19 protein-coding genes are annotated in these 23591 nt (G+C 50.7%); 4 read left to right on the top strand and 15 right to left on the bottom strand.

Features of this window, described 5'->3' with window-relative positions:
- Positions 1 to 45: 45 nt before the first annotated feature.
- The 4 genes from B9T62_RS37295 to B9T62_RS37280 all read right to left on the bottom strand — a co-directional run bounded on the left by B9T62_RS37295 (position 46) and on the right by B9T62_RS37280 (position 7480).
- The gene (locus B9T62_RS37295; protein ID WP_157794163.1) at positions 46 to 1131 is read right to left on the bottom strand and encodes a sensor histidine kinase; all 1086 of its coding nucleotides are present in this window, start codon (positions 1129 to 1131) and stop codon (positions 46 to 48) included.
- A 49-nt stretch (positions 1132 to 1180) separates the two neighbouring features.
- Positions 1181 to 1873, bottom strand: coding sequence for a response regulator transcription factor (locus B9T62_RS37290; RefSeq protein WP_087919856.1), 693 nt, complete (start codon positions 1871 to 1873; stop codon positions 1181 to 1183).
- Between the two features lie 188 nt (positions 1874 to 2061).
- A complete protein-coding gene (locus tag B9T62_RS37285; protein ID WP_087920572.1) occupies positions 2062 to 7035 on the bottom strand; it encodes a DUF4132 domain-containing protein in 4974 nt (1657 codons plus the stop codon).
- 25 nt (positions 7036 to 7060) lie between these two features.
- Positions 7061 to 7480 (bottom strand): hypothetical protein, encoded by a 420-nt coding sequence (locus B9T62_RS37280; RefSeq protein WP_087919855.1) that lies wholly within the window; start codon positions 7478 to 7480, stop codon positions 7061 to 7063.
- A gap of 317 nt (positions 7481 to 7797) precedes the next feature.
- Here B9T62_RS37280 and B9T62_RS37275 point away from each other — a divergent pair, with 317 nt between their 5' ends.
- Positions 7798 to 8550, top strand: a complete 753-nt coding sequence (locus B9T62_RS37275) for a 3'-5' exonuclease (RefSeq protein ID WP_087919854.1) — start codon at positions 7798 to 7800, stop codon at positions 8548 to 8550.
- Positions 8551 to 8833: 283 nt separating this feature from the next.
- Here B9T62_RS37275 and B9T62_RS37270 read toward each other — a convergent pair whose 3' ends face one another.
- From B9T62_RS37270 to B9T62_RS37240, 7 genes are all read right to left on the bottom strand, one after another.
- On the bottom strand, positions 8834 to 9859 hold the full coding sequence (locus B9T62_RS37270; protein WP_087919853.1) for a LacI family DNA-binding transcriptional regulator: 1026 nt from the start codon (positions 9857 to 9859) through the stop codon (positions 8834 to 8836).
- Between the two features lie 85 nt (positions 9860 to 9944).
- Entirely contained in the window at positions 9945 to 10706 is a 762-nt protein-coding gene (locus B9T62_RS37265; RefSeq protein WP_087919852.1) for an MgtC/SapB family protein, read from the bottom strand.
- A 32-nt stretch (positions 10707 to 10738) separates the two neighbouring features.
- Positions 10739 to 11545, bottom strand: coding sequence for a histidinol-phosphatase (locus B9T62_RS37260; protein WP_169834498.1), 807 nt, complete (start codon positions 11543 to 11545; stop codon positions 10739 to 10741).
- A 29-nt stretch (positions 11546 to 11574) separates the two neighbouring features.
- The gene (locus B9T62_RS37255) at positions 11575 to 12414 is read right to left on the bottom strand and encodes a sugar ABC transporter permease (protein WP_087919850.1); all 840 of its coding nucleotides are present in this window, start codon (positions 12412 to 12414) and stop codon (positions 11575 to 11577) included.
- A complete protein-coding gene (locus B9T62_RS37250) occupies positions 12414 to 13724 on the bottom strand; it encodes a carbohydrate ABC transporter permease (protein WP_087919849.1) in 1311 nt (436 codons plus the stop codon). Before B9T62_RS37250 ends, B9T62_RS37255 begins: the two co-directional genes overlap by 1 nt.
- 44 nt (positions 13725 to 13768) lie before the next feature.
- The gene (locus B9T62_RS37245) at positions 13769 to 15082 is read right to left on the bottom strand and encodes a sugar ABC transporter substrate-binding protein (protein WP_087919848.1); all 1314 of its coding nucleotides are present in this window, start codon (positions 15080 to 15082) and stop codon (positions 13769 to 13771) included.
- Between the two features lie 40 nt (positions 15083 to 15122).
- The gene (locus tag B9T62_RS37240; RefSeq protein ID WP_087919847.1) at positions 15123 to 15746 is read right to left on the bottom strand and encodes a histidine phosphatase family protein; all 624 of its coding nucleotides are present in this window, start codon (positions 15744 to 15746) and stop codon (positions 15123 to 15125) included.
- Positions 15747 to 16177: 431 nt separating this feature from the next.
- Between B9T62_RS37240 and B9T62_RS37235 the strand changes: the two genes are divergently transcribed.
- Both B9T62_RS37235 and B9T62_RS37230 read left to right on the top strand, forming a co-directional pair.
- Entirely contained in the window at positions 16178 to 16702 is a 525-nt protein-coding gene (locus B9T62_RS37235) for a discoidin domain-containing protein (protein WP_087919846.1), read from the top strand.
- Positions 16703 to 17363: 661 nt separating this feature from the next.
- Positions 17364 to 18155, top strand: a complete 792-nt coding sequence (locus B9T62_RS37230) for a MerR family transcriptional regulator (protein WP_245864260.1) — start codon at positions 17364 to 17366, stop codon at positions 18153 to 18155.
- Between the two features lie 309 nt (positions 18156 to 18464).
- Here the strand turns inward: B9T62_RS37230 and aroD are convergent, their stop codons facing one another.
- Together aroD and rbsK are read right to left on the bottom strand one after the other, a co-directional pair.
- Complete coding sequence (gene aroD / locus B9T62_RS37225) at positions 18465 to 19229, bottom strand: type I 3-dehydroquinate dehydratase (RefSeq protein ID WP_087919845.1); 765 nt, start codon at positions 19227 to 19229, stop codon at positions 18465 to 18467.
- 34 nt (positions 19230 to 19263) lie between these two features.
- Positions 19264 to 20193 (bottom strand): ribokinase, encoded by a 930-nt coding sequence (gene rbsK, locus B9T62_RS37220; RefSeq protein WP_087919844.1) that lies wholly within the window; start codon positions 20191 to 20193, stop codon positions 19264 to 19266.
- Between the two features lie 263 nt (positions 20194 to 20456).
- On the opposite strand from rbsK, the gene glgP reads away from it, so the two are divergent.
- Positions 20457 to 22070, top strand: coding sequence for an alpha-glucan family phosphorylase (gene glgP, locus B9T62_RS37215; RefSeq protein WP_087919843.1), 1614 nt, complete (start codon positions 20457 to 20459; stop codon positions 22068 to 22070).
- 180 nt (positions 22071 to 22250) lie between these two features.
- Here the strand turns inward: glgP and B9T62_RS37210 are convergent, their stop codons facing one another.
- On the bottom strand, positions 22251 to 22445 hold the full coding sequence (locus B9T62_RS37210) for a sporulation protein Cse60 (RefSeq protein ID WP_087919842.1): 195 nt from the start codon (positions 22443 to 22445) through the stop codon (positions 22251 to 22253).
- Between the two features lie 118 nt (positions 22446 to 22563).
- Positions 22564 to 23571: a helix-turn-helix transcriptional regulator gene (locus B9T62_RS37205; RefSeq protein ID WP_087919841.1), complete on the bottom strand. Its 1008-nt coding sequence runs from the start codon at positions 23569 to 23571 to the stop codon at positions 22564 to 22566.
- Positions 23572 to 23591 lie beyond the last annotated feature (20 nt).

The raw sequence follows: 23591 nt of genomic DNA, 5'->3' as shown, positions 1-23591 counted from the left end.
GCCCTTATGTCAGTGCATAAGTTCATCCTTGTTGTATGAGTTTTCTCATCTTTTTCCATAGGGCAGCAGCGTGGTCACTGTGAATCCTTCATGGCCGTCGGCAATGACTGTGCCACCCAGCGCCGCTGCCCGTTCTTCCATACCGATCAGCCCGAGGCCTTTTACAATGCGCGGAGCACCCTGCCCCCGGTCCGAAACCACAGCCTGCACGTAATGCCCCAGCACGCTGATCCGCACATGCACAGCGGAGGATCCCGCATATTTGGCCGAATTGGTCAGGGCCTCCGTTACATTCTCCTGGATAATTCTCCAGTGCAGCGGACTGATCCGCTCCATGTCGCCTTCATGCGTAAGGGAGGTCATCAGTCCAGTTCTTCCTCCGAAGTCTTCCACAGCTGCCTTAAGCCGGTTGAGTCCCAGCTGTTGCGGTGCAGGCTTGTTATTCTTAAGCGTCAGACGAATCTCTTCTATTCCCTGCTTGGAGATTCCTATCGCATTCTGCAGCAGCCTTTCCGCCTTGGGTGCATCGCTGTGCAGCAGTAGCTTGGCCGCCTCCATCTGGATCAGCGCTCCGGTCATGGCATGTCCAAGCCCATCATGAATTTCCTGGGCCAGCCGGTTCCGTTCTTCCAGCTTCGCTGTATATTCCGAAGCCTTCAGCAGTTCATGATTGGTGCTGTGCTTTAGGACCAGCGACTCCAGTTCCCGGCGCATCCGCTCCAGCTCTGCGTCTTGCTTGCCGGAGCGGATGCTCTGCCGCCGCAGCAGCAGATAACTGAGCACCGTCAATGCGGCAGCGCAGCTGTAGAAGACAAGCAGCGGGCTTGAAATGAATAATGCCGGCACTGGCAAGGCGAATAGGATGTACACTCCCTGCCTGGCCGAAAGATGCGGAAGAGCCGCCAGCTCACAGAGTCCGAGCGGCAGCAATAGCGCAAATTGCGGATCAATATACCGCATACAACCGAGCAGATAGAGCAGATTCACACAGATCAGCCACCGATGGACCCTGCCGTCTGCGGCAAGGGAAATCATTGTATTCAGCGCGACATAGATCAGGATGTACAGCACCAGCCGCCGATTAGGCTCAGTGGACGTGAAGCCGGCCATCAGGATTACGAAGAATATCATGATCCCCTTGTGGCCTGCATTCCACAGTGGCAAGAGATTTCCGGGTTCGTTAGATTTCATAGGTGTGGGTATGGCCTGTGAGGTAATAGATCGCAATCTGGGTACGGTGTTGGAGAGCTGTTTTGTTTAGGATTGAAGTAATATAGTTGGCCGTGGTACCCTCAGAGATAAACAGCTTGCCGGAGATGCCTTTATTGGAATGACCCTCTGCAATCAAAGACATCACATCCAGCTCACGCCTGGTGAACAACGTCCGGTCAAAGGGGAACTCCATTGTCTCTTCCTTCAGCGGGGAGGAAGTCTCTGCTGCTTCCGACTGCTGCCTCCCGCCCATACTTTCAATCAGCTTATCCAGGACCACATCCTGGATAACGTTGTTTCCGTTATGTACACTCTTAATCGCTTCCCGGATGCGCTCGGGGTCATTATTCTTCAGCAAATAACCCTTTGCTCCGTGCCGGATAGCCTCAATAATATATTCATCATCATCAAAAGTGGTCAGAATCAGCGGTTTGGCCAACGTTTCCGCATTCAGTAGACGCGTGGCCTGGACCCCGTTCATATGGGGCATACGGACATCGAGCAGCGCTACATCCACTTCATGAGTCCGGCAGAAGTCCACTGCCTCCTGCCCGTCCCCCACGGTGGCCAGCACCTCAAATTCTTCAAAGGTGCCCAGGATAATCTTCATCCCTTCCCGGATGAAGCTGTTGTCATCTGCAATCAGCACTCTAATCTTCATCAGCTTCTCTCCTTTTTCACGGCGTACACGGCTGTATATAAATCACACTCCTGTATCGTACACTCTGGAATTGGATAGTTCAATTCATCTTTGCTCCCATATTATGATGTCAAAAAGGTGTCCGGCACACCTGTAACGGCTTGCCGGACACCCCTTTGTCTGTCAGAACTTGCCTGCCTGCTGCAGGATTATTGCAGCTGCATCAGGATCTGTGGATCTTTAATCTTCTTGTCCTCCGCCAGCAGCACAATCTTGGATAGAATCTCCGCTGTACGCGGGTCTTCATCCAGGAACGGCAGGAACAGGCGGCCCCGGTGCTGGGAGTGGACGGCGATGATGTGGAGTGCTCCCGTGGCCTGTTTATATACCATACCGCTGCCCAGATGTACCGCATACTCACCCAGGCTGCCTGCAATCCGGGCATAATTGCCGTCTAGGCTGACATTATCCAGCTTCAGCAGACGCAGCGATTCCTTCACGATCACGCTGCGCATCTCGACGGTGGTCAGGCTGGCTTCCGGATCAACGCCGCCGACATGGGCCACGCTTACGACCAGATCAATGTCGCGCATGACCTCGGAGAACACCAGCGGCGGCACCTGATCTAGCGGCACCTCCTTATAGGTCTTCCGGTCGAAGAACTGCACGGTTTCGAGTGCAGGCGCTTCGGTGTCGGCAGGTGAGAACCAGTCCGCCTGTGCATAGAGCCGCACAATCAGGTTCTCGCCGTAGAATACCTTCTGCAGTCCCTCTTCATAACTGACGGTCCACTGCCGTCCCCGCAGCAGGGCAACCGTCTTGTTCGGCTGCACCTGGTGCCCGGCATACCGCCGGGAGCCGGTCACATTCGCCAGCTCATCGGCGTTCGGCAGATACAGCTCGCGGAAGATCTGCTTGAATGGCTGGCGGAGCTGGCGGTCGAACAGGTCCTTCTGGAAGAGGCTCCATTGTCCGCTGTTGTATAGATCAAGCGGATGGGCAATGTAGAGCTTCTCCTGCGGCTCCAGCTGCGCAGCCTTACCTGCCGGATCGTTCAGCGCAGACGCCACCGGATCGAAATACCCTAGCGTACCTGTGCTGCTCTTCAGCACCAGCGCCAGCAGCAGCGGCGCAAGGATCGGATTGCGCGCCAGTCCGCTGATCTCCTCCAGCGTGAACGCGCTGGCCGACTCCATCGAACGCTCCAGCTCCAGGCGGGCGCGCCGGTACTGCGCGGTCAGCTCGCTTCTGATCTCCTTCAGCGTTTCGATATGCGGATGTTTCTTGAAGCGGGCCGGCACCGACTTCAGCACCTTGCCTTTGCTGGTAACGGCCAGCTCGCTTTGACCTTCCGCGTCGATCTGCAGCACGGCTGTAGTGTCCTCATCCAGCGCATAAGGTGCAAAATACGGCTCCAGCTCATCCAGCTTCCGCGCCTCGATATCCCACATCAGCCGGGTCACATCGGCATATCCGGCATTGCGCGCCAGATTGCCCAGCGCGATCCGTACGCTCAGCGCTTCGCTGGCCCGCCGCTGGGCCCCGAATTTCTTGCTCTCCGCGAGAAATTGCTGGATGAATTCATACCGCTCCCGCAGGTCACGGTCACGCTGCTTGCCCAGCGGAATCAGGCTGTAGCTGAGCAGATGATCCTTGTTCCGCTTCTGCGCAGCGGAAACCTTCATCTCTTCAAGCTTCAGCTTGCCGAGCGTAGCATCCGCGAACAGCTGCGAGCGGCGATGGTTCGCCCCGGCAGAGATATATTTCGCGCATTCATACAGCAGCTCGAACCGCTCCTGGCCGAGCGTGTGGTAGGCGTCCTGGAACCAATTCACATCAAAAGCCCCATCATTGAAATCCTGCGGTGTAATTGGTGAATAATGCGCGACCACCGTCTCCTTCTCTGCGGAGAAGCTCTCATTGATATGCGCATGGAAATACCAGGCGGCGCTGCGCAGTCCCTCCCAGCCTAGGTAAGCAGCAACAATCTCAATCCATTGCGGCGCATACATCGCGGCTTCCAGCAGCCGCTTGTCGGAGATGCCGAGCTGCTTCAGCAGACCTTTCAGCAGCTCGGCATCCTCCCCTTCGCGCGGGTGGCTGATCTTCAGCAGATTGCTGAAGGACTCTTTTTTGGTGAAGCTGTCCCCGTATCCGTAGAGATATCCGCGAATAAAGGTCTCCTTGTCCAGACCGGCCAGAATGCGGATGAAATATTCCATTCCTTCAATACGCTCCAGACTCATGACCAGCGCAGTAACCTCTGTGGGCAGATCCCCGCGCTTCAGTTCGATTTCAAGCAATCGCTCAAGGGTTCGGGTGCGGATCTCCCGCAGCTTCACGCTGCTGCCGACGATGTCATGCCGCCCAGAGGTCATATTCCGCATATGATTGCGGCTATCCGGGCTGGACAGCAGCTCCTTGAATACCTCGCCCTCTCCGATCAGACCGTCTTCATAGGCTCTGAAGAAGTCTTCCAATGATAAATGGGAGGACACTGGAACTCCCCCATCCAGTCGGTCGAAGGTATAGAAGGATCGGAATCTGGTTCTGAACGTCTCCAGGTCCTCCTGCTTCCGCCACATCATGGAGATCCATGGATTTCCAAGCACGTTCAGCATAGCCAATTCGCCGGCACGGTTGTCCTGAAGCATCGCCTCCATTAATGCGTTCAGCGCCCCATTGGCCAAGGTGAAGTTCTCCTGTGTCCAATGATCTGCCACAAATGCATGGATCAGAATATGCAGCGGTCTGCTGTAGGGCTGTTTCTCCAGCAGTGCCTTGACCGCGGCAATCTGCTCCACCGGGTACAGGCGCTCCGTGAACTCCCGCCGCCAGCCCTCCATCAGCTTGATTTTGCTCAACTCCCCATAATCGACCTCACCTCTGAAGAACCTGTAATAACGTTCCATCGTTCTGTTCAGATCGTCCATACCAAGATGGAATTTCAGTTCCAGCAGTTTACGGGAATCCCAACCGCTCTCTTTAAGGTAAGCAGACCAGACCTCATGGAGCGGATACTGCTCCAGCTGAGTAGCTGTTTCTTCCCCATCCTGCCGCACAGTGAAGGTAGTCGGCCTGAGTTCCGTTCCGAGCAGCATCTTCTCCTTATGCCCGCCGTAGAATTCCGCCTCATATTCGAATTCGCGGTGCTCGTGAATCTTGGCGTTCAGCCCTTCCACAAACTGCTTCACTTCGTCCATCGTCAACCGGAACACCTGATCCCAGCGGAAGTCGCCCGGCAACGGCCCTTCGCTCAGCCACGCCTCCGTCTCACCCGGCTGATACAGCCCGAACCCGTTGTCACGGGTATATTCGTTCTTCTGCTCCAGCCGGAGCAGCAGCTCGCGCTCCTTCGCCGATGGGCTAGTGATGCTGTCCACCAGCGGCCGTACCGCTTCATACAGCTGAATTCGCTGTCCGCCCTCGAACAGCACCGTAACCAGCTCCAGCGCCGCCAGCCGCTGCAGCTCATGCTTGCCCTGCAGCAGCCGGGCAATAGAGCCTTGCAGCGACTCATCAGGCTGGTTCAGCAGCATCAGGGTCACGCCTTGGCGCAACGAACCCGTCTTCAGCTTCAGCAGGCCTTCGGCCATGATCAGCTCTTCCTGGCTCAGGGTCAGCGGGGTGGCCTGGCTCACCGCCAGCTCGCGGTTTTTGATGCTTTTGTCAGCCAGACTGGCGAAGATAAACTCCCGCTGCATGGGATGCTCTGGATCAGTTATGAAATACTGCAGCAGATCGGCACGCACACTGCCGCTCAGCTGCTCCTTCATCAAGATCATCTCGGCAATCCATTCGCTGTCCATGTCATAGGCAGCCAGATAGAGCATCTTCTGCAGCGGTATTTCTGTGCTGTAATTGAACTGGAGGAAGTCCAGTACCTTGGACTGGCCCGAGACCTCGCGGTGCTCCGAGTTCAGAACCATCGCCTGTAGCGCAAGGAAATCACGGCGCCGCTCTGTCTTGTCCTCCAGCTGAGGTGTGCGCCTTACTTCAATCGCTGGTCCGTCATCCTTGCTCGCTCTCCACATTTTGTCGTAGCTGTAGGCGTAATTATTGAGAACCCAGTTCAGCAGCTCAGGGTCCTGCTCATGCAGATACATCCGTGCGCTTGCCAGGCGCACCTCCTGATTCTGGCTGTTGCCCAGCACATACTGGGCTATAATCTTCTGGTACAGCCGGCCTTCAGCCATCAGCGGTTCGATCACAGCGGGAAGGTCGCTCTCTTCATGCATCGCCGTCGCCCACAGGCTAAGGTACACATGGTTCGCATTGGAATCAGAACGCCACTGCTCTCTCAGCGCTTCATCCGTAAGCACCTGGTAGGCTTCTTCGATTATGCTTTGGGCCACCCGCTGGTTCTGGGCTTCCAGCCCCATACCTGTCCATACGCCAACCGCCCGGACCACTGAGCTGAAGCGGATGAATTCATGGTCGATAATCAGCTTCAGCAAGTACAGGTTGTTCTCCAGCGTGCCTTCATCCATCTTCTCTACTATGGACTGGCGCAGCCCCTCCTGCAGACGGGCGGCCAGCAGCAGCTCGCCGAGCATGGCTGCCACATCCGGCCGGTGGCACATCACCATTCCGCGGAGCATATCCTGGCTGAGCAGCGAAGCCTGGTTATCCCCGTAGACCATCTCTTTCAGTAGCTCCAGGATAGTGTTGTTACTGCGGTCCAGCTCGTAAGCAATCACGTCCGCCAAGACCATATAAATGCGATAATACTGCTGATAGTTATCTTCCTTATTGTTGTTCTTCAGATGACTCTCCAGAGATAAGCCGATCCGCTCCATAAACAGCAGCGAATTCAGCTTATTGAGAATCTTGGGGAGATGCGCAGCGAGGTTCCCGTTGCGGTAAGGCCTGCGGGAATACCCCTGGCTGTTCGGATATTCGGTGGCATGCTCCATTATGTAACTTGTTACCGCAGCAGTGTAGGGACTGAACAGTTTCTGCACCACCCTCTGCAGCGGTTCCGACACCTGCCCGGGTTCTCCTCCGCCATGTGCCTGAAGCTGTGCAATAAATGTCTGGTACTCCTTATCCGTGTCATGGATATAATTGCAGCGGCTAAGCTCCAGCAGAGCTGCGGCCAATTCACGTTCCCCCTGATCAAGAGTCTTGGCCCGCTTCTCCATCTCCTCATACCAGTTCGTTTCCAATTCTTCAATATCTATCTTAACCATTCTCCCTATTCCTCCCCTACCATAAGCTTCCGGCCAGCATTGTGAACCTGATCAGCACCAATTCAGCGCCTTCTTCCAACTGCAGCGGATCATCCAGCCCGGTGTATTCCTCATCCTGCAGAAACACCCGGTACAGTCCATCCTTGAACGCAAGCAACGCTGCCGCTATGGCCTTCTCTTCATCCGGTACAGCGTCGTTATACAGACTCCCAAAGCCTACTTTTCCAATTTCACCTTGCGCCTGAATCTCATTCCCGGTCAAAAAAGGGATTACCTCACCCTGACCCTGTCTGTCCTTGAACTCCTGCACCTGGACGGATACGATACTTGTAAGCAAAGCCTCCAGCGACTTCGGCGGCTCCGGAAGCACCAGCTCCCGCCGGGCCAAGGCCGGCTTGCGTTTTCCCAGGCTTTTGACTGTAACGTACAGCTTCACAACCGTTCCTCCCGTCCGTGTTATGTATTATTGTCAAACTTTGTATGAGCCATCTTAGTTAATTACCCCAATCAGTACTACTCTTACCCAACTATATTAAGATAAATTTAAGAATGAATATTCGGTGTAAGCTCAAACTAGGGTTATGCTTACGAAGCATGTTTTGACGAAGCAGAGTCGACGAGGGTATGCTTACAAAACTTTAAGAGGTTATTGCTGAAATCCCCACGGGAGCGCTTTTTTTGTTAAAATAGAAAAGTCGGCGCAATGCAGTATTATAGCGAACGCGCCAGTCACTGAAACGGAGGCAAGTACCTGTGGATTATATTATTCTGGACATCGAATTCAACGGCCGTAAGTTTGCCAGCGAGCACCCTATGGAGGTCATTGAGATTGGAGCTGTCCGGTTAGACGCTTCATTGCAATATAAGGATGAATTCTCTTCCTTGATCAAACCCATATATTTCTCTACCCTCAATTCCTTCATCAAGAAAAAAACCGGTATCCCGCAAGAGGACATTGATGTCGCGGACCGTTTCCCCAAGGTCATTGCCGCCTTCCGGGCCTGGCTGGACCTCAGTACCGACGGTGTGCTGCTGCTCACCTGGGGCGGTGAGGACATGAAGCGGATCATCCAGGATGTGCGCATGCACAAGATCGATGATGCCTACTGGATGCAGGCGACGTATTTCGATCTGCTGAAGGGATTGCTTCGAGCACGGGGCCTCAGCAATGATGTCAGCGTCGAAGGGGCCATGGCCCTGCTGGAGCTGGAGCCGTCCGGCTCGGCCCACCGCGCGCTGGATGATGCCAAGATGACCGCGGAGATCTTCCGCGCGCTCTTCACGGATCTCGACTTCGAACGCGCTCAGCATTACAAGGACACCTTCTCGAACGCGCGCGAACGCAAGACGGTCAAGGTGGCCATCAAGGCGATGACCTCGCAGAAGATTGTGCCCACCTGGGAACTGGTCGAGGAGCACTACTTCCCCGACAAAACCGTCCTCGCCGACCCCCGCAAGCTCGCAGAGCTGCAGGCGTATTTCGCGGCCCAGACCGGGGCGAAATAGACAAGCTCTGTATTCTACACAACAGCGGCAGTCTCCCCGCAGGCATACTTGGGGAACTGCCGCTGATATGTCGACATCAGAATCCGTTGCTCATATTGCCTGCCGGACGACTGCGTCCAAACTACCATTTCACAAGCAGAAACGGCTACGCCGTCCTTTAAAGGACGGGGCGTTTCAGCGAGAAATAGAAGGTTAATTTATCGCGTGCAACATATAAATTCTTATATTTTAAAAAAAGAAATGCAAAGGGACCGTGTTTCTATCCACGGTCCCTGTTTTTTGACTACTTGAAGACACGTTGAGTAGACTGCCGCTCAATAATTTCCGAAGGCAGCGTTACACTCTTCTGTACCATCGCCTGCGGCTTAGTATCTATCAGTTCATACAGGAGCTGGAACGCTTCCGCCCCAAGTACAGAGGGGTTTAAGTTCAAGCCGGTAATTGATGGTGATACATTGTCTAAATAGGGGGCATTATTAAAGGACAGTATTCCGACGTCTTGCGGCACATTCATATTCCTGCTTTGGCAATATTTCATTGCAATCAAAGACATAATGCACTCCATCGTCAGGATCGCATCGAAGTTGACGCCATCTTCTATCACCTTATCCAGAGCTCTCGCAATATCCACTTCTTCGTTGCTGCAATTCACGATATGCGCCGAAGCATCCTCACCGCTCTCTTCAATTGCCCGCTGAAATCCATGAATCCGGTCATACATGACATCTTGCTTTAGATTAGGAGTCAGAAACAGAATGTTGCGATAGCCTTTACCCAGCATATATTTGGTAGCCATGTAACTATCCCGAACATTATCATTATGGACGGAGAATACGCTATGGTTCAGGCTGCTCCCGATCATAACGAATGGGATACCCTTGTCCTGCATGCTTTTCAACAATAAATCCTTATCCGAGGACATGACACTGGTAAAGATAAACCCGTTCGCCTGCTTCCTCTTAAACAGCTGAATCGTCTTCTCAATCTGTTCCTGAGCAGTATAATAAAGCGAGAATTGGACGTTGTAATCGAGTTTCTTGGCCGCATCCGATATTCCGCAAAGCACATCACTGAAAAAGGGATTCCCGAGCATTTCTTTGGGATCTCTCGCGATCGAGAAGCTGATTGTTGCGGATTTACTTTGCGACTGTGATTGCATCGGCACATATTTGATCTGCTCCATGGCAGAGTATACTTTGGCTCTAGTCTCACTGGAAATATTCCCCTTCTGGGTGATCACTCTGGATACGGTAGCGGGTGATACGCCAGCGAGAATAGCAACTTCTTTAATAGTAGAGATTTCAATCACCCCCGAAACTAAAAGAATTTCACTTTATGCAATATAGAAATATCATACCATATTTCCTGTCTTATTATTATTCGTTCTAATTTAGTTATCCTTTGACCGATTGCTCGGGACTCATAGGAACTTTGGTAAGATTAGAGAAAGTCGGCACCTCGATGGAGAGCACTTCATCCAAAGCGGAAATGGCGCTGACTGCCTTCATAATCTTGCCTGCCGGGGACATCTTAATACTTATTTGAACCCATACAGTCTGCGGAAGCTCTTCCTTCTTATTAGATTGAACTCTGAGTTTGTGAATTTGTATACCCTGCTCTCCTAATACCTCCACAATCTTCCCCAGAATATCCTGACGGTCATAAATTTCCATGCTTAGTTCGTGCTTCTTGTACTTACCCAGCATGTACTTCTCCCACTTATTGAATACAAACAAGCTGACCAGCACCAGAAAAGAAACCAGTACCGCTCCGAAATAAAATCCCGCTCCTACACAGAGACCGATAGCCGATACGATCCAGATTGAAGCCGCTGTCGTTAACCCAGAAACATAGGAGCCCGTACGAATAATAGCCCCCGCTCCCAGAAAACCAATCCCGGTGATGACTTGCGCCGCCAGACGGGCAGGGTCCATGCGGACACTGGTCTCATTCACGAAGTCACTAAATCCGTAGATAGACAGCAACATAATGGTTGCAGAGCCGACACAAACCAGGATATGGGTGCGGAATCCAGCTGCATGATTGTTAATCTCCCGCTCAAGCCCGATCAATCCGCCGAGCAATAAGGCCAGCAATATACGCAGAGTCATATCCAGATAAGTAATCTCCCATATGCTTGAACTTATGAAGCCCATATCTTCCCCCTCCTTTCACTCGCCGCCCACTTTCAAAATTGAATATCCAAATAAACAGGCCTCCGCTGTCTGAAAATGACCCAACGTTTATAGCCTATATTCCGCAGGATATCTCGGACCATTTCCCACCCGTCTCCAATCCGGTCCGGATGATGCGCATCAGAGGCAAATGTAACATCCAATCCAAAAAAGTGGGCCCGCTCAATCACTTCCATAGAAGGGTACCACACCTCGGAATTACGGAATCCGCTTGTATTCACTTCCAGTGCGACACCTTTTTCTGCCAGCATTTTAAGGATGGAGTCCATATGGGGAGCAAGCATCTCCGCGAATGATGAGAACCCCCGGTTAAACCTGTCCAGATGGCCGATGATATTAACCCAGTTGCTCTGAATAATAAGCTGTGTCAGCTCCATAAACCGTTTAAATTCCGTTTGTCGTTCCTGATCGGAAGCGGCATTCCAATCCAAGCCTTTCAATATTTTGAACGGGGAAGTAAAGTGAATCGACCCTATGACATAATCGAGGGGAAAGCGGGCATAGACTTGACCATATAGATGAATATATTCCTTAAATACATCCGATTCAACGCCGATCAGCAGCTCGATGTGGCCCTCGTATTTCTTCTTCAAGCGCATGATCTCTTCCACATAGTTGGAAAATTCACTTTTTGCCATTGCCAATCCCGGATATGGCTGGTCCTCATCTGCAAAGAAATAAGGCGAATGATCCGAAATACCAAGAATCTGTACATCTTTTGCTATTGCTTTCTCTATATAATCCTCCAGTGAACCTACAGCATGGCCGCATCGTTCGTGATGCGTGTGTAAATCAAACACTGCTTCTCCTCCATTCTCCTTCACAACCATTATCCTTTTTCCGCGCCTGCAGTCAGACCTTCCACTAGAAACCGTTGAAGGAACATGAATATTAGTGTAATCGGCAACGCGACCAGTACACACCCTGCTGCGAACAGCGTAAATTGCGTAGAGAACTGGCTGCTCACCATGTTGTATAGTCCAACAGCAAGCGTCTGCTGCTCCTTCGTTCGCAATACCAGCTGTGCGAAGATAAAGTCATTGAACGCTCCGGCAAACGATGTCACTGACAGGTACACGATTAAAGGCCTGGACAGCGGTACAAAGATTCTGAAGAATACGATCCAATGATTGGCTCCGTCTATTCTTGCGGCTTCTTCCAGGCTTCTTGGTATAGTGTCGAAATATCCCTTAACCAGCAGATACCCCATGGCGGCTCCCGCCGAATAGACAAATATCAATGCGGAATGGGTATTTAGCAGATTCATATTCAAAAGCAGAATATAAACAGCGATCATACTCATGAAAGACGGGAACATTCCGAGTACAAACAATGAGGTCATAAGGCCTTTACGTCCATAGAATCGAAATCGCGAAAAGGCATAGCCCGTCAACAGAACAAAAAAAGTACTGCACACCATCGAAACAACTGCGATCTTAAGGGTGTTGACATACCACTCTGCAAATGGGAAGAGCTCGAACAAGCTTCTATAATGCACTAATGTAAATCGCTCTGGAATGAGATGCTCACTGTATAACGCTGTTCCCGGCCGAAAGGAAGCCAATACGACCCATAGCGCCGGGTAGATGGTCACAATCGCAATAACAAGGAGTGCCAAGTGAAGCATTGTAGTGCTTAATATATTTTTCAGCTTCAGCTTATTCACCATCAGTTCACATCCTCCTCTCTGAACGAACGCGTCCGGCGGAAATTCCAAATAGACAAGCTCGCCAGTATAACAAAGATAATGATGCCGATTACGGAGGCAAAATTGTAATTCCCCTGGTTCATTGTCAGGTTGTATAACCACGTGATCAGAATATCTGTGCTGCCGGCAAATTGATACTCACTGTTGGCCGGATTGCCATTGGTTAACAAGAAAATAGTGCTGAAGCTGTTTACGTTTCCGGCGAACATGCCAATCAGTATTGGCGATAGTGAGAACATGACGCTTGGAAATGTAATCATATTAAATTTCTGAAATGCCGATGCTCCATCTACTTCCGCCGCTTGATATAGCTCTTTGGGAATTGTCGTCAGGATTCCTATAATGAGCAGCATCGATATGGGATAACCATGCCAGAGATTAACCAGCAACACCGTTACTTTGGCCCAGGTTGGATCCGAGAGCCATGCAGGACCTTGAATACCCAACCATTTCAGATATTGATTGACAGGCCCGAACTGAGAATTAAACATATTGCGCATAATTAAGAACGAAACAAAGCTGGGAATCGCAAAGGGGAGAATATAGATCGTCCGCCAGAACGATTTAAAGCGCGTTCTTGAATGCTGAACCATAAGCGCTACACCAAATCCTCCAAAAAAAGTGCTTATAGTCGCAAGAACCGCCCAGATAATATTCCATGTGAATACTCCATAGAAGGTTCTAGCCCATTTGCTTAAGGTGAATAATTCCTTGAATGCCTCAAATCCGATCCAATCAATTAAATTGGCAGGAGGCAAATGCTTTGGAGAAGAGTAATTGGTGAAAGCAACCATAATCGAAAACACTAACGGCAATACGGTGAAAAACAACACGAACGCAAGCGGCAGGGCAATAATTAACTGCGGAAATTTCTGTTGATTAATATAGTACAGAGTAGCGATGAAATTCCGGGGTATACCCTCCTGTTCACGAAGCTTTCCAACCCGATAGGCATCTTTAATGTTTGCAATGTATGCACAGATAAATACCATGAAGGCAAATAAGACAATCAAGGCCTGCACAATCAGGAAAATCGAATGATCGCCGGGAACCATCTTGTATACCTTCCCGACCAGTTCGAGATGCTGATTATTCTCGCCAAGAGTAACAATTCCCCACAATGCCTGCTTCAAATTCAAGATGACGTAATATAATCCGCAGCCATATAGGAGGAGCAGCAGAATTCCTTTGATATACTGGCGATTATATATTTGCCCAAGTCCCATAGCCATGATGGAGAGAAATACGGCTCTCTTCCTATGCTGGTTCATTTTCAGGATTGCACTCCTTTGAATTAAGTTTAGAACTTTGAATTTTATTTTTTAGCCTGTTGTTCAATTCCGGCTTTAATGTCTTCTACAGACTTATCCAGAATCTCCTTCACATCGCCGCCATTCCAGATCAATTCCAACGCAGCGGTCGAAGGCCCCCAGATTTGGGTTGCAGGAAGAACGTTCGGCATCGGCTGTGAATTTTTAATTTGATTCGTGAAGGCCTTTACAATTTCATTGCTGGTAATCTCAGGAACTGTGTCCATGCCATTACGTGTCGGAATAATACCGGTTAATTTGAAGTTTTCCAGCGCCGCTTCCTCCGTGGTCGCATAATGGATAAACAGCTTTGCGGCATTCGGAAATTTGCTGAATGAGCTTACATAATAAGCTTTCACTCCTGCAAAGCTGATCATGGATTTACCATTTGGCAGTGGCGGAAGCGGAACGGCTCCCACCTCGAATCCAAGCTTTTCCTCTGTGAAATTACCCAATTGAGAAACGCCGTCCATATTAATTGGCAGCTTTCCGGTCTGAAAAAGGTTTGTTTTTACGTCCGCTGTTGCGTCTACGCCATTAATAGGCAGCGCCTCACGTAAACTTTGATAGAACTTCATGCCTTCAATAGCGCCATCATTATTTAGGCCGATATCCTTAGGATCGGTTCCATTAGCTCCGAACACATACCCTCCATTGCTGGCAATCCATGAATAGTTATAGTAAAAGTCAGTTACTTGCCACATAAAGCCGAATTTATTATTGGCCACGTCATTATAGCCTTTGGCAAATGAAATGATGCTGTCCCATGACTCCAAGTCTTTTTGGTTAACAAGCGTTTTATTGTAGTACAAAAGATAAGTTTCTACATTGCGGGGATATCCATAGATCATTCCATCCAAGGATACAGCATCCACAATCTCCTTGGGATAACCTGCCTGGGTTTCCTCTGCGTAGAAATCATTTGGGAGTATAATACCCGAGGCAACTGCATCCCCCAGCGTATTATGAGGCATAATCAGAATATCTGCGCCTAACCCGGCTGGCCCGTCGGTTTTCAATTTTTTCCTTTGCTCTGTAGGAGGAACTTCCTGAAATTCAACCGGGATATTGTATTTTGCTGTAAACTTTTGTGCAATCGCATCGATGAACGGCTTCTCGTCTTTGCCTTCCCAGATAATTAATTTTGCACCGGGTTCTGGCTCCAGTCCTTCTTCTTCCCCAGTCCCGGTTGTCTGCGGGTGGGTCTCTGCTGGAGAGCTTGGACTTGCAGCCGAATTGTTATTGTTTGTTGAACATGCGCTAACACTGCTTGCTGTCACAAGGACTGAGAGTAAAAGTATTGTTTTTGTGAGTTTCATTGTTAAACCCCTCTCAATTGTTTTGTTGGTTGCTGCAAGATTAATCTGAAACATGAATTCCAAGATGCTCTGTATGCACTACAGCAGACTTGCATAATCCGGCGGAATCCATAACAAATTCGACAATGCCTGCATTGTAAACAGGAATGGTATCGCCAGGATTAGCGATTTGCTTCAGATCGGCCGTAGATTGACCATGCCCAAATACAACAAAATGGTTCTCAGTACTTAGCTCCGGAGCGAGATGATCATCGTAGAAAGATTGTACCCTTACCCTTACTGCACTTGGTTTCTCTGGCCATACCGGCCACCATTGTTCATTCTGATCATGGGTATGTATGAATCGCACATTATGGTAACCGCTTACAATTTCAATGCGGCTTTGCCATTCATAATCCCTGTACTCCGTCCACTCTTCCAGAAACATCTCAGACATTTCAGGAACAAGAATAATCGGCAAATTACAAAAATGGGCAAGAGGCAATGCGGATACAATCGCTCTTCTAAGGGGACTGCAATAAATAGTCTTGATCTTTATGTTTTGGAAAAAATCCGGTATTTGCTGGGCCTGCCACCTGCCGATATCGGATAGCCCGCAATTCGCCCCTCCTCCTTGTCCGATATTCATCGTAGTCTGTGCGTGTCTAATTACATACAAATGCAAAGAGCAGCGAACCTCCTTTCATGATGAAACAATATGAAACAGTTGAAGATAATTCCTTTATTTATTTCACATAATTTCAGTAATATTAAATCACATATATTCGAATAAGGGAAGAGGAATATTAAGATTTTTCTGTTCATACCTTGATATTGGCTATTTTTATTCTAAAAAACAATCAAAAATCATCAATTAGTTATCATTTCATAGAAATAACTCAAATAAAAATCAATTATTTCATCATAATTTCATTATTATTTCACTATTTATTTCATTTAATTTCGTGATTTCAACTAATTTCAGGAAAACTCCTTTTGAAAAAATATTTTTAAAGTTGTTCAGTTCCGACAAAGTTTTCAGCTCTCTTGGGTTACAGTGATAGAGTGCTACAAACGTTTGCACAATGAAAACTACGAAAAGGGAGATGGGCAAACATGCAATTGCAAGGAACAAACAGCTTCAAAAAAGTGGGTATAGTATTTGCGGCTCTGATTGTTGCTTCCGCCATCAGCTTAACCGGAGCCAGCGCTGCCGGCAATATTGTTCCTGTTATGACATCCAACACCAGCCCGGCGGGCACCGCATCCGCCAGCAGCGAATGGGCATTTCATGAAGCCTATAAGGCCTTTGACCATGATACCAGCACTTATTATTCCACCTCCAGCGGCAGTACAGGATATCTGCAATACCGATTCGGCACATCTAAGAGAGTAACCAGCTATAGGCTTACAACCTCCTCCCAGCCTCTGGCGAATGTTCCGAAGACCTGGACCCTGCAAGGCTCCAGTAACGGCGGCAGCTGGGTGGTCCTCAGCAGCCAATCCAATACCTATTCTCCGAGTTCCTCCTACTATTTCACCCTCTCCAGCACTGGCGACTATGACAGCTACCGGCTGGTCATTACCGCTAACAACGGAGCTTATTCCACTTCAGTAGCTGAACTGGAATTGTACGAGTAGGCAGGCGCTTATATGCTTTTAGAATCAGAATCAAGCTTTATTTCTGCCTGACGGCAGCACTACCAGGCCGCAGCTCATAATTTGAGCGGCGGCCTGGTATTTCGAATGTTAGTATGCCTGATAGGTAATTGTGAATGCTCCCGTTTGAAGCATCACCCATATGGCCAGATCTCGTATTCCCACTCACCCGTTCTGCTGCTCCATCCGCTTACGGACTCCATCGCCGCTATTTGCCGTTTTGGCGCTCTTTCGCAGCACTAACGGACCCGGGAGCTCTTATTCATGCCAAATCAGCCTGTAACCGCCCGATTTAGCATGAATAGAGGCTATACAGTCCGCAAGACCTGCAAATTAGGCCTTTTCAGGCAAATAACGGCTATACGGTCCGTGAGCTTGGACGCATCAGCAAACCCAGCTACTCTCCACCATCTCCCCTATCACTAGCACTCTTCCCAGCCACAAATACATATTTCCGCACCCTCCCCCCTCACCCGCCCAAGCATAATCTCCCACACAGGTTGGCATCATTTATCTATGTCTATAAGCAGGAAATAAAAAACAAAAAAAGTGTTTGACCTTGCCGCAACGTAAAGGTATAGAGTTAGCTTTGTAAGCAGGAGCGCATGAAACGAGCAGCCCACAAGGCGCTCAGCGTACTCGCTTGCAGAATATAAGAGGAGGGATTGATACGGAATATACCGTTCAGAAGCTTGGGAAGCTGGCGGGAGTCAGCACACGGACTCTGCGTTATTACGATGAGTTTGGTCTGCTGAAGCCCGCCAGAATCAACTCCTCCGGTTATCGCATTTATGGCCAGGCTGAGGTGGACCGGCTGCAGCAGATTCTTTTTTATCGTGAGCTTGGGCTTGGGCTGGAGAGTATCCGGGGGATGGTAACCTCACCGTCCTTTGACGGAGCAACCGCACTGCGCGAGCATCATGAGCAGCTGCTGCAGCGCAGAACACAATTAGATCTATTAATCGCCACTGTCGAGCAGACGCTGGCACATACCGAAGGGAGAATGATTATGAGTAATGCAGACAAATTCACAGGCTTTAAGCAGAAAATGGTAGACGACAACGAACAGAAATACGGAGCGGAAATCCGTGACAAATACGGAGATGATGTGGTGAATGAGTCCAACCGCCAGATGCTTGGCATGACAGAGGCTCAATACGCCGATATGCAAAAGGTAGAGCAAGACATGCTCCAGCTGCTGGAGCAGGCAATTCAGACTGGAGATCCGGCCAGTGAACCGGCTCAGCAAGCCGCTGACCTGCACCGCCAGTGGCTGGGCTTTTCTTGGAGCAGCTATTCCAAGGAAGCGCATGCCGGGGTGGCAGAGATGTATGTAGCCGACGAACGATTTACAGCCTATTACGATAAGCACGCACCGGGGATGGCTGAATTCCTCAGAGATGCAGTCCTGATCTACACCAGCACGCAGAAGTAAACTAGAACCTTACTCTACGTAGACTGGCTGATGCGAGACACTATTGGTTCTTAGCTGAGTAAGCTTTATCCCATTAGTGAACTTATTTCCCTATAACACGCCCAAAGCTACTCGCCGCTCCAATTTAACGCCCAAGATTACCTATAAGCTTCAGAGGTAGGCAAACACGCATGGTCCAGAGTAATTTCGACTCATCAGCTGACAGTCTCAGCAGTCAAAAAAGCATCCGCCCCAGGCGGATGCTTTGTGGCGCTTTCATTAGCGCCACTATATGCTGCCAGCAGCACCGTCTCCCCCCCTGCTCCCCCGCTACAACCCGCGGTGCAGCAGCGCCAGCGCCTGCCGCAGCTCCGCGACAGCCATCTGGCCCGGGGCCGAGGCCTTCTGCCCCGCGCCAAAAGTAACCGCCGAGCCAAACAGCTCGCCGGACAAACGGCTAACTGCCCCCGTTCCGGCCATCGACATCGTGATGATCGGCCGGTCGGCGTAATGCTCCTTCATCTGCAGCGTAGCCGCAAGCAGAGTCAGCACATCGCCGGGCTGCTGCGGCATCACGGCGATTTTGGGCAGGTCGCCGCCCAAGGCCTGGGCGGCGCGCAGACGTTCCACAATCTCCTCCGCAGGAGGGGTCTTATGGAAGTTATGGTTCGAGATAATCACGAACACCCCGTGTTCGTGTGCCGCAGCCACCAGCTCCTTGACCTGAGCCTCGCCGCTGAACAGCTCCACATCGATCAGATCCGCGTTGCCGCTCCTCGCCGCTGCCTTGTTAAGCGCCGCATAATATTCGGCACTGATCTCTCGTTCCCCGCCTTCACGGGCGCTGCGGAAGGTGAAGATCAACGGCAGATCGGCGAGGATGGCACGAAGCTCTCCCAGCGTGTGCAGTACCGCTTCATGATCCTCCACCTGCTCATAGAAATCCGCCCGCCACTCCACCAGGTCGGGAGCCAGCCGCTTCAGGCCTTCCGCTTCCTGCAACAGCTCGCCGAGCGTGGCGCCTACCAGCGGCACACAGATCTTCGGCTGCCCTGTGCCAATCACTACCTTTTTAATCGTTAACGTACCACTCATTGCAGCTCCAGCTCCTTATCTAACCAGTCCTATGCTATCGCACGCTGTCCGCGCGCTCCAGAAATTGCTCCACCTCAGCCAGCGTCGGCAGCGAAGGAATCGCTCCGGCCTTGCCCACTGCCAGTGCGCCGACAGCGTTCGCGAAGGTTACGGCTTCCTCCAGACTGCGGCCAGCAGTCAGCTGCTGCGCCAAAGCTCCATTGAAGGAATCTCCGGCGGCCACTGTATCCACCACGGCCTTCACCGGGAAGCCGGGAACATGAATCTGCCCTTGCGAATTAACAATCAGCGCTCCCTGTGCGCCCAAGGTCATAATGACATTCTGCACGCCCTTTCGCAGCAGGACGGCTGCAGCTTCCCGTGCACTGTCGAGGTTGTCCACCTGAACGCCTGATAATATACCCGCTTCCGTTTCATTCGGCGTCAGATAAGTAACATGGCTTAACAGCTCATCGCTTAATCTCTGGGCAGGTGCCGGATTCAGAATCACCGGAATCCCGGAAGCATGGGCGATCCCGACAGCCTGCTCCGTCATGTGCAGATCCATCTCCAGCTGCATAACCAGCAGCTTAGCCCCGGTAATCACCGGCTCCAGCAGCTGAATATCGTCTGCCGTAAGCTCCATATTGGCTCCCGGTACGACGATGATCCGGTTCTCGCCGCTCTCCTCCAGCACAATCGAAGCCACTCCGGTAGACCGGCTGCCGCTTACGGACAGATATTCGCTATCTATGCCTTCTTGCTTAATAATCTCCAGCAGCTCGCTGCCAAAAGCATCCGCGCCTACCTTGCCGACCAGCCTCACTGTGCTGCCGAGCCGCGCTGCGGCCACGGCCTGATTGGCTCCTTTGCCGCCTGCCGATAGCACGAAGCTATCACCAATAACCGTCTCCCCTGCTTCAGGGGCACGGCCCGAACGAACGACCATATCCATGTTCAAGCTTCCTATTACAACGATATCCACTCTGCGTCCCCCAGTATTCAGTCAGTTCATCTCCTTATCTTATGGCCTTCTCGGCACTTAATCAATCACTTCTGCCGAATAGGAAGCAAATGTCATTTCCCTTCACGAAATCTCCGTTATACATTTCCGCTTCAACTGTGCTAGAATTAGAGTGCAATCGCTTCCACAGAAAGTTCTTACACCCTTTTAGGCAAACGTTTGCACCATAGATCTACCGGCAGCTTCACTGCACCTCATTCCATAACATTAGGAGGAAAATTTAAGTGAACAAGAACCAGTTACCGTCCGTAGCCTATTTCAGCATGGAGTATGGGCTTCATTCCGATTTCAAAATGTACGCCGGAGGTCTTGGCATTCTTGCCGGAGATTATATCAAAGGAGCTAAAGATATTAACGCGCCTATCATCCCGATTGGATTGAAGTGGAAGCAGGGTTACACCGATCAGAAGATCGATGCTGACGGCAAGCCTTACGACTCCTATTACAACTACATTTATGATTTCCTTGAGGATACAGGCGTCAAGGTTACCGTCAAGGTCCGCCGAACCGATGTGGTCTGCAAAGTATGGAAGACCGATCATTTTGGCAACAACCCGCTTTACCTGCTGGATACAGATATTCCCGAGAACAACGATGCCTGGATTACCGGGCAGCTGTATGGCTGGTTCGGCGAGGAACGGATTGCACAGGAGATTGTGCTTGGTATCGGCGGTGTGAAGGCTATGCGTGCGCTCGGGATCCCAATTGATGTGTACCATTTCAACGAAGGACATGCCGCACTAGCCGCCATCGAACTGATTCGTGAGAAAATGTCCGGGGGCAGCACGTTTGAGGAGGCCTGGAAAGCTACACGCCAGGAGGTTGTGTTCACGACGCATACTCCGATCAAGGAAGGCAACGAAACCCATCCGCTCGACCGTCTGGAGTATATGGGGGCCTTCAACGGCTTGACCCGTGACCAGATGGAGCGCATCGGCGGCGAGCCGTTCAATATGACGGTAGCGGGCCTGCGGCTCTCACGCATCTCCAATGCAGTAGCCCAGCTGCATGCCGATACCTCCAACAAAATGTGGAAGGAAGTCGCCGGCAGATCGGAGATTATCGGCATCACCAACGCGATTCACACGCCTACCTGGGTCGATGAACGAATCACCCGCACCTATGAGAGCGGTGGCGACCTATGGGCAGTCCATAAGGAGATCAAAGGCGAGCTGATCCGGTTCATCCAGGAACGTTCCGGCATTGCCCTGAACGCCGACAACCTCTTGATAGGCTTCTCGCGCCGGGCGGCACCTTATAAGCGCAGTGATTTGATTTTCTCGCAGCCGGATATCATTGAGCCTTATCTGGAGAATGGCAAGGTGCAGATCGTCTTCTCCGGCAAAGCCCATCCGCTGGATGACAATGGCAAGCTGATCGTCAGCAACCTGGTCGCCATGATGAAAAAATACCCGAAAAGCGTCGTTTTCCTCGAAAACTACGATATGACGATTGGAGCGCAGCTGACCCGGGGATCAGACATCTGGCTTAATAACCCGCGCCGTCCGCTGGAAGCGAGCGGCACCTCAGGCATGAAGGCGGCTATGAACGGGGTGCTTAACTGTTCGATTCTAGATGGCTGGTGGCCGGAAGCCTGCCTCGACGGCGAGAATGGCTGGCAGATTGGCGACGGATTTGAGACGAACGACTTCGCCGTACTGGATAAGCATGACAGCGATGCACTGTATGATACATTGCTGAAGCGTGTGGTGCCTACTTTTTATGAGGATCAAGAGAAATGGGTACAGATGATGAGACGCAGCATTGAGACCACCCGCACCGAATTTGCCACCAAACGGATGCTGGAGGAATATTACAACCGGATGTACATTCAATAGTCATTCATTGGCAGATATAATTGCCTAAATAATAAGACGGCCCTCCTGCCTGCGGGAGTAGCCGTCTTTTCTTTAAATATTTCTGCTTGAATCATTTACTTCAAAACCGCATAGTAAATGATTGCGAACAGCAAACCTAACGTTGAAACTACAGACAATCCCGTGAAAAAGTGTCCCCAGCTACTGTTTTTCATACGTCTTATACACAACCAGAATCGTAGTTCGCTGATGCTCTGACCCGTCACGCGCGGATTTGACCACCGAACCATAACAAATATTCACAATCTGCTCCTCCAGCAGGCCTGCCAGGAATTCATTCGCTTTGTTCTCCGCATAGGAATTGTCTGCATCCACAAACTCTTTGACTTGTATCATTATTCATTCTCCTTTGGGTTAAATCGTACATGGCGTTTTCCCGCTCAGGTAACATTTAATGTAAAATCATCGCTAAAATAGAGCAAGGCACCCCGCAGCTACTACGGAATGCCTAACTTCAGCTAAGCTTATCACCGATTCCCTCAGGAGTCAAAGACAAAGAGTTTCCGTCTTCCTGGCGGTACATCTGCGTCCACTGCTCGAGCTGCTGCTTCAAGCGTTCTCTAGACGAAGCCGGCTCCAGAATCTCCGCATTAGGCCCGTACTGCAGAATCCATTTCATAAATTCCTTTTCATTGTTGACAGTCACCTCGAACAGCAGCGCGCCGCCTGGCTCGTCTATCATTCGCGGATGGACAAACAGCTCCTCCTCCTTGATGTAGCGTGCGATTTCCGGATGAAAGCGGACCTTGAAAGTGATATTTTTGCTGCCTCGGTCAATGGACCAGGTGTTCTTCAGGTACTGCTTAATATTGAAGCCGCCTTTATCAAACGGACTGTCCGTAACCTCTACCTCCTGAAAACGGCTGATTCGGAAGGTGCGGATCGCCTGCTTCAAATGGCAAAAACCGATCAGATAAAAGCGCTGGTCACGCGGAATCAAATAATACGGATCGATCTCACGCTGGGTGAGGGCATTACGCGATTGCGAATGATACACGGTGCGGATGCTTTTTTCCTCCAGAATGGCACTGATGATCGGCTGCAAAAAGTTGCGGCTCTGCTTGCGGTACGCTGGTGTGCCCATCTGAATGATGTCGGCGATGTTCTCAAGAATCCCGTTCTGTTTGGACTTCTCCTTCCGATGGGTTCCCATTACCTTATCATATGCGGTGGAGAAGCCTGGAGGGATCTTATCGGGATTCAGCACGGAAGGCAGCAGCGAGAAGGCCAAGGCCTCCTGCTCCGAGAAATCCAGCGGGTACAGGAAGAACTTGCCCATAAATTTATACCCCGTGCCTCTGCCTTCATTGGTTACAGGCGCAATATGGCTCAGCAGTTCTAGATCCCTGTACACCGTCCTGATGTTGACATCACATTTGAAGGCCAGATCCGCCGCAGTAATTCCCGGATGAGATTGGATCGCGTTTATTATCTTGAATATTCGAATTACTTTATCAGTCATTATACCTACTCCTTAGCTCC

Origin of the sequence: Paenibacillus donghaensis, assembly GCF_002192415.1 — a bacterium.
GTDB classification, from domain to species: domain Bacteria; phylum Bacillota; class Bacilli; order Paenibacillales; family Paenibacillaceae; genus Paenibacillus_AQ; species Paenibacillus_AQ donghaensis.
Note: the sequence above shows the minus strand (reverse complement) of the source record. Positions and strands in the feature narration are given on the sequence as shown.

What these genes read in the sequence shown, in the direction of transcription:
- B9T62_RS37265 (WP_087919852.1), bottom strand. Translation starts at nt 10,706, where the DNA reads ATGGGCTTCATAAGTTCAAGCATATGGGAGATTACTTATCTGGATATG.
- aroD (WP_087919845.1), bottom strand. Translation starts at nt 19,229, where the DNA reads ATGAGTGGTACGTTAACGATTAAAAAGGTAGTGATTGGCACAGGGCAG.
- B9T62_RS37250 (WP_087919849.1), bottom strand. Translation starts at nt 13,724, where the DNA reads ATGAACCAGCATAGGAAGAGAGCCGTATTTCTCTCCATCATGGCTATG.
- B9T62_RS37210 (WP_087919842.1), bottom strand. Translation starts at nt 22,445, where the DNA reads ATGATACAAGTCAAAGAGTTTGTGGATGCAGACAATTCCTATGCGGAG.
- B9T62_RS37205 (WP_087919841.1), bottom strand. Translation starts at nt 23,571, where the DNA reads ATGACTGATAAAGTAATTCGAATATTCAAGATAATAAACGCGATCCAA.
- B9T62_RS37295 (WP_157794163.1), bottom strand. Translation starts at nt 1,131, where the DNA reads ATGATATTCTTCGTAATCCTGATGGCCGGCTTCACGTCCACTGAGCCT.
- B9T62_RS37255 (WP_087919850.1), bottom strand. Translation starts at nt 12,414, where the DNA reads ATGGTGAATAAGCTGAAGCTGAAAAATATATTAAGCACTACAATGCTT.
- B9T62_RS37290 (WP_087919856.1), bottom strand. Translation starts at nt 1,873, where the DNA reads ATGAAGATTAGAGTGCTGATTGCAGATGACAACAGCTTCATCCGGGAA.
- B9T62_RS37235 (WP_087919846.1), top strand. Translation starts at nt 16,178, where the DNA reads ATGCAATTGCAAGGAACAAACAGCTTCAAAAAAGTGGGTATAGTATTT.
- B9T62_RS37245 (WP_087919848.1), bottom strand. Translation starts at nt 15,082, where the DNA reads ATGAAACTCACAAAAACAATACTTTTACTCTCAGTCCTTGTGACAGCA.